This window comes from Aeromonas sp. A35_P (genome assembly GCF_002259925.1).
GTDB lineage: Bacteria > Pseudomonadota > Gammaproteobacteria > Enterobacterales > Aeromonadaceae > Aeromonas > Aeromonas dhakensis.
Window position 1 is genome coordinate 1 of sequence record NZ_NEVB01000108.1, and the last position, 5,730, is coordinate 5,730.

5 protein-coding genes and 1 pseudogene are annotated in these 5,730 nt (G+C 63.7%); 2 read left to right on the forward strand and 4 right to left on the reverse strand.

All coding sequences use genetic code 11. The annotated features are described in order from the left end of the window. Positions 1–127 (forward strand): transposase (locus CAK78_RS07630; protein WP_176452715.1); only part of this gene is annotated, 127 nt, incomplete at its 5' end. Between the two features lie 16 nt (positions 128–143). Here CAK78_RS07630 and CAK78_RS07635 read toward each other — a convergent pair. From CAK78_RS07635 to CAK78_RS07650, 3 genes and pseudogenes are all read right to left on the reverse strand, one after another. Continuing rightward, positions 144–764, reverse strand: a complete 621-nt coding sequence (locus CAK78_RS07635) for an MSHA biogenesis protein MshJ (protein WP_094696895.1) — start codon at positions 762–764, stop codon at positions 144–146. Continuing rightward, complete coding sequence (locus CAK78_RS07640) at positions 764–1,357, reverse strand: PilN domain-containing protein (RefSeq protein WP_094696896.1); 594 nt, start codon at positions 1,355–1,357, stop codon at positions 764–766. Before CAK78_RS07640 ends, CAK78_RS07635 begins: the two co-directional genes overlap by 1 nt. 100 nt (positions 1,358–1,457) lie before the next feature. Further along, a pseudogene (locus CAK78_RS07650) lies at positions 1,458–2,317 on the reverse strand (MSHA biogenesis protein MshI). Between the two features lie 69 nt (positions 2,318–2,386). On the opposite strand from CAK78_RS07650, the gene CAK78_RS07655 reads away from it, so the two are divergent. Then, complete coding sequence (locus CAK78_RS07655) at positions 2,387–3,334, forward strand: 1-aminocyclopropane-1-carboxylate deaminase/D-cysteine desulfhydrase (protein ID WP_094696898.1); 948 nt, start codon at positions 2,387–2,389, stop codon at positions 3,332–3,334. A gap of 87 nt (positions 3,335–3,421) precedes the next feature. Here CAK78_RS07655 and CAK78_RS07660 read toward each other — a convergent pair whose 3' ends face one another. Then, a complete protein-coding gene (locus CAK78_RS07660; protein ID WP_176452716.1) occupies positions 3,422–5,350 on the reverse strand; it encodes an RNase E specificity factor CsrD in 1,929 nt (642 codons plus the stop codon). Positions 5,351–5,730: the final 380 nt, after the last annotated feature.

The following is a 5,730-nucleotide window of genomic DNA, read 5'->3' on the forward strand; positions in this document are numbered from 1 at the left end:
CCCGAGCATCCGCAAGAAACTGTGGGGCGGTGCGCTGTGGTCGCCGTCCTACTTCGCTGGAAGCTGTGGCGGTGCGCCTATCGAGATCATCCGCCAGTACATTGAGCAGCAGCAGACGCCACACTGACCGCCGCAAAGGACGCCTACGGCGTCCGCGCTATCCTTCCCCGGCCTGAAGGCCGAGGCTTGCCGCGCACTCGGTCAAACTGCTTCCAGTAGAAGTGGCGCGGCAGCGCCTCCAGCGCCTTGAGGTACTGGTAGACATCAAAATAGCCGCCCTCCAGCTTGAGGCGGATGCCGTGCTTGAACAGATTGATGCGCTGCTCGCCCGCCATCAGCGGCTCGGGCGCCAGCGAGGTAAGCGCCACCATGTGCAGATTGGCGGAGCGCGACAGCAGCGCCTCCAGCACTTCCGGCATCTCGTGGGCCTGGATCAGATCCACCGTCTGGGCCCTGAGCGCCGCATCCAGCTTGCCGATCTCCTCATCCACGCCAGCCAGCTGGGTGCGCACGTTTTGATCCGGATCCCGCGCCAGCCTGGCCTGCTTGCCCTGGTTTTCGAGATCCATGATCTCCAGATCCCGCTGGGCAGAACTCAGCGCCAGCCGATCCTGCTCCAGTCGCACGGTCGCGGCATCCAGCCAGCCATAGGTGGCAATAGTGCCGACCAGCACCACCCCGGTCAGCATGATCAGCACCCGCTCGCGCTGGCTGAGGGCAGCCAGCTTGTCCGCCCAGGCCTGCCACTGCGCTTTCAGGCTCATCAGGGCTTCTCCCGTTCGATGCCGCTGAGCTGGAAGGCCAGTCGGCCCTCCTTGTCGCGGCTCAAGGTCAATTCACCAAACTGCTTGCCCGCCAGACTGGGGGTCTGCTTGAAACGGTTGACCCAGGCCGGCACGTCCTGACTGCGACCGGCGAAACCGGACAGATTGACACGCCCGTCGGCAATCTCGATCCGCTGCAAGGAGAGCTGCGGATCCCGGATGCGGGAGAGATCGGCCATCAGCCCGGCATAGCCCCTGGATTTTTGCAGCGCCAGGCTGCCCAGCTGTGTGATCAGGCCCTGCTTGGCGGTCAGCTCCTCCTGCTTGGTGACAAGCTGTTGCTGCAGCAGGCCATCGGCCTGGTGACGGGCCAGCTCGGCATCCAGCCGCTGCGCCTCGCCGCGTTTGACCTCCAGCGCAGCCCGCAGCTGGGCCAACTCGCGCGCGACCCCGTGCTGCTGCCAGCCGATGACGGCGGCGGCGCACAGCAGCACCAGCACGCAAGCGCCCCACACCAGCGCCATCTGGTTGAGGCTGGCCCACTGTCGTCTGGGCCGAAACTCGGCGCCATAGAGATTGATCTGACGTTTCATCAGGCATTCTCCCCCAGAGCAGCTGCATAGGCCGAAAGATATTCAACGCCGGACAGTAATTCGGACTTGTTGGCCATGGCAGCCGACATGGTAAGCGTGCTCATTGCTCACCTCCCAGGGCGGCAGCATAGGCCGAGAGATATTCGACGCCAGACAGGATCGCCTTGTTGGCCATGGCGGAGACGGCAAAGCCGAAGGTCTGCTCCATGTGGCGCACCAGGGTACCGATGAAGGACGAGGCGATGGCGAGCTGCATCTGGCCGAGCTCCGGCAGCTTGAGCTGGCCCACCAGATAGTCGAGGGAGCGCTGGATCTCCAGCGCCAGCGAATCGAGCAGCATGGCGTCAGGCTCGTGCTCGCCGGTGAGCGCACCGAAACCGCGCAACTGACGGGAGAAACAGAGTCCCCCCTGATGGAACACCAGCAGTTGCAGATCCTGCCCCTTTGGCTGCCACAGCTGCATGCGCACCGTCTGATCCGGTTCATAGAGGGCGGTCATCGCCAGTTCATCGCTGACGATGGCTTCCAGGGTCGCCACCTGATTGATCGCATCCGCCAGCTGCTGCACCCGGGCCTTGGGCACGCAGATCACGTTGATGCGCGGCCGGCCGGCGGGGTGGGCAGGTCCACATAATCCATGGCGAGCTGCAGCACCGGCTCGTTGACGTAATCCTTGACCGCCCAGGGCAGGGCACCGGCCATTTCGGCCTCAGGCACCGCCGGCTTGTCGATCTGGACCTGTTGATAAAGGCTGGCCGCGAGGGCGACTCGCACCTTAGACTTGGCGAGGCCGTGGCGGCTGAACAGCTCGCCCATGGCCTGGGACCACTCTTGCGGGCCGTTGATGGCGCGGGTGGCGAAGATGGGTTGGTTGCCGAGCGAAGCCAGCATGATCCGATCGCCAGTCAACAGGAGTCCCACCTGCCGGCTCGGGGTCGAACGTCTGAAAAGTTGTTTCATTGAAACCCGCACCTGGCCGCCAAAAATGGATTAAACCTTAGCATAAACAGAGCATTAGCCTCCAGATAAATGACCGATTACGCATTGCCACCCCAGCCCCAATCCGGCTTGTTGCTGCCGTTGCAACCGGCCCTGCTGCCCTCGCCGCTGCAACCTGTCTCGCACCCGCTGTTGAACGCCCATGATGTCCAGCTCTGGTGCAAACGGGACGACCTGATCCACCCTGCCATCTCGGGCAACAAGTGGCGCAAGCTCAAGTACCACCTGCGGTATGCCGAGGAGCAAGGCAAGCGCCATCTGCTCTCGTTTGGCGGCGCCTATTCCAATCACATCCATGCCCTGGCGGCGGCCGGGTGCCAATCTGGCCTGCGTACTACCGGCATCATACGCGGGGAACCGGAGGCCGTCAGCAACGCCACCCTGAGCGCGGCAAAAGGCTGGGGCATGGATCTCATTTTTGTCGACCGCCAGAGCTACCGGCGGCGGCAGGATCCCGCCTGGCTGGACCAATTCCAGGATGAAGAGACCCTGATAGTGCCGGAGGGGGGCAGCAGCCCGCTGGCCATCCCCGGGGTGGCCGAGCTGGTCGACGAGGTGCCCTTCTCGCCGGATCTCTGGGTGTTGCCCTGCGCCAGCGGCGGCACCCTGGCCGGGCTCATCGCCGGCAAGCGGGATCCCGAGCAGATCCTCGCCATCGCCGTGCTCAAGGGGGGTAGCTTCATCGCCGACGAGGTGTGCCGGCTCCACCCGGCCGCCGCCGACACGCCCGGTTGGCGGATTGCCCTGGATCACCATGATGGCGGCTATGCCAAATTCAGCCCGGCGCTCTGGCAGTGGGTGCAGGCCTTCAGCGCCGAGACCGGTCTGCCGCTTGAGCCCATCTACAGCGGCAAGGCGATGTGGGGGCTGTTTCGCGAACTGGCGGCGGGTCGCATCCCGCGCGGCAGCAAAATCGTCTTCCTCCATACCGGCGGCATGCAGGGGCTGGCGGGACTGAGAGAGCAAGGGCGTCTGTGACGGACGGCTGGGCGCAACTCAAGCCCTGAACCACCACGCTGAACCACAAAAAGAGAGGGTCGCCCGGGCGACCCTCTCTTGCATTAATCAGGCACCGGCCGGTTCCAGCACCAGTCGCTGTGGCTCGGCAAACCAGGGGCCCTGCCCGGCGTGCACTCCGAGGTGGCGCAGCATCTTCCACTCGTCCCCGCTCTCCACCCCCACGGCGATGACCCGGGTGCGGGTATTGGCACAGCCCCCCACCAGGCTGCGCACCGCCATCTGGTTGACCTGACGGGTATGGATCTCGCGTACCAGGCTGGGATGCAGCTTGAGGAAGTTGATCTCGAACTCCTTGATGTACTGGGTGCTCACCACATCCTGGCCGGCGTGATCGATGGCCAGCTGGCAGCCCAGCATGCGCAGTGCCCGCAGCGGCCGCTTGAGCGCCTCGTAGTGGCGGGTCACCTGGGCCTCGGAGAGTTGCAGGATCAGCCGCTCGTTGGTGCTGCGCGGCAGCTGGAACAGATCGAAGAACAGCCAGCGCTGGAACTCCCGGTGCAGCAGGCTCTGGGCACAGAGGGTCAGGCTGATGGGGCAGCTCTGCTCGGAGCGCTGACGCAGCAGGGCGAGGGTCTGCTGTGCTACCAGCCGATCCAGCGGCAGCAGCAGCCCCGCCTTCTCCGCCATCGGCATGAAGACACCGGCCTGCAGCTCCCGCCCCTGCTCGTCGTGGATCCGGATCAGCAGATCCTGCTGCAGCACCACCTGATCCCGCTCCTGCTGCACCGGCTGCACGTAGAAGTCGATGCCGTGCTCCTCGATGCGCCGGCCGATCAGGGTGCGCCAGCGCACCGTGCCCTTGCTGCTCTGCTCCTCGTCCAGCTGCTTCTCGTAGAGGAACCAGCCGGTGTGGCCCTGCAGTTGCGCACTCTTGAGTGCCAGCTCCGCCTCCTCCTGCACCTTGAGCAGGGAATCCTGCGCCTGATAGCAGACCGCTCCCAGATAGACGGCGGTGTCGGCATTGACCGCCTCGGGCCAGTGCAGTCGCTGCAGGCTCTTGTGCAGCTGGCCAGCGGCATCCACCATCTCGCTCTCCGACATGTTGGGCAGCAGCACCGCAAACACCTGGCCGGCATAGCGGGCTTGCAGGGCACCGTTGTGCTTGCGCACGAAGGCGGCGATGGAGGCGCTTGCCTCCATCAGCAGATCCTGGCTCTGGCGGCCGTTCAGCTCGGGATCCAGCTCCTCCAGCCCGGCCAGCTCGATCAGCAGCACGCCGCCGCTCATCACGCTCGCCTCCATGATGGCGTTCTCCAGCCGGTTGTCGAAGAACAGGCGGTTGCCGATGCCGGTCATCTTGTCGACGAAGGCATTGCTGCGGATGAAGTTGTCGAAGCGGCTGCGCTCCTTGCGGGCATCCGCCAGTTCGGCCAGCAGATAGTCGAGGGCCTGGCTGGCTGACTGCGGCCACTCGTCGGCCGGATCGTGGGCCAGCTTGGTCAGCTTGCCGTCCAGGATCAGCTGGGCCCGTTCCGCCAGCAGCTCGGCCCCGCGCAGTTGCAAGCGCAGCCAGCGGATGGAGTACCAGAGGCCGAATACCACGATGAAGATGCCGAGGGAGATGCCCGACATGGCCTTGATGGAGTACTCGAACTCCTTGAACGGCCGCTCCAGCTTGAAGTCGGCCTGCATGTCGGGCTGATGGGGAATGGCCTGGTGATAGGGGATCAGCAGGCTCTCGTCGGTCGGCTGCTGCACGTCGCGAAACCAGTAGATCCGCTGCTTGTTCTGGCGGATCTCCAGTTCCACCACGTGGGCCGAGCGCAGCAGGGTCGGCAGCCAGCGGGTGAGATCCTGATGATCGTCGGCGATCTCCAGCTGCTTGTCGATGATCTCCACCAGGGAGTCGACCTTCTTCTGCTGCAGCTCCATGCCCAGCTCGCGAAAGCTGAACACCCCGCCAAGCAGCACCATGGCCATGGCCGCGATGACGCACAGGGTAATAAACGAGACAAGCTGGGTGGTCAGTTTCATGTACCTTTCCGTATGCCCGACAACTTCCATGTGGCTTCATCGTATCAGCCAACCTTGAAGCGCGCCTATGGACGAAGATCCCGCTTCTGGAATTAAGCGGGCGAGCATACCCAAACAGGTGCGAGAACACCAAGCCCCTGACAGGGTGGCAGCCAAAAATGAGGATCAAGAGGGAGGCGAGGGAGCAAGGCTCACGGCAATGGCGGAATGACAGGCAGAAAAATGGTCCCGCAGAGGGGACCAAAAGAAACACTCATATCAAAACTAACACTCTGTGCTACTGACAAAAAAACAGATACAGGAGTATTGAACACACGGTGAGTCAAACCGCACGGCTACTCTAGCCACTTCAGATAAGCTGGACAATTGTCATTTATGAC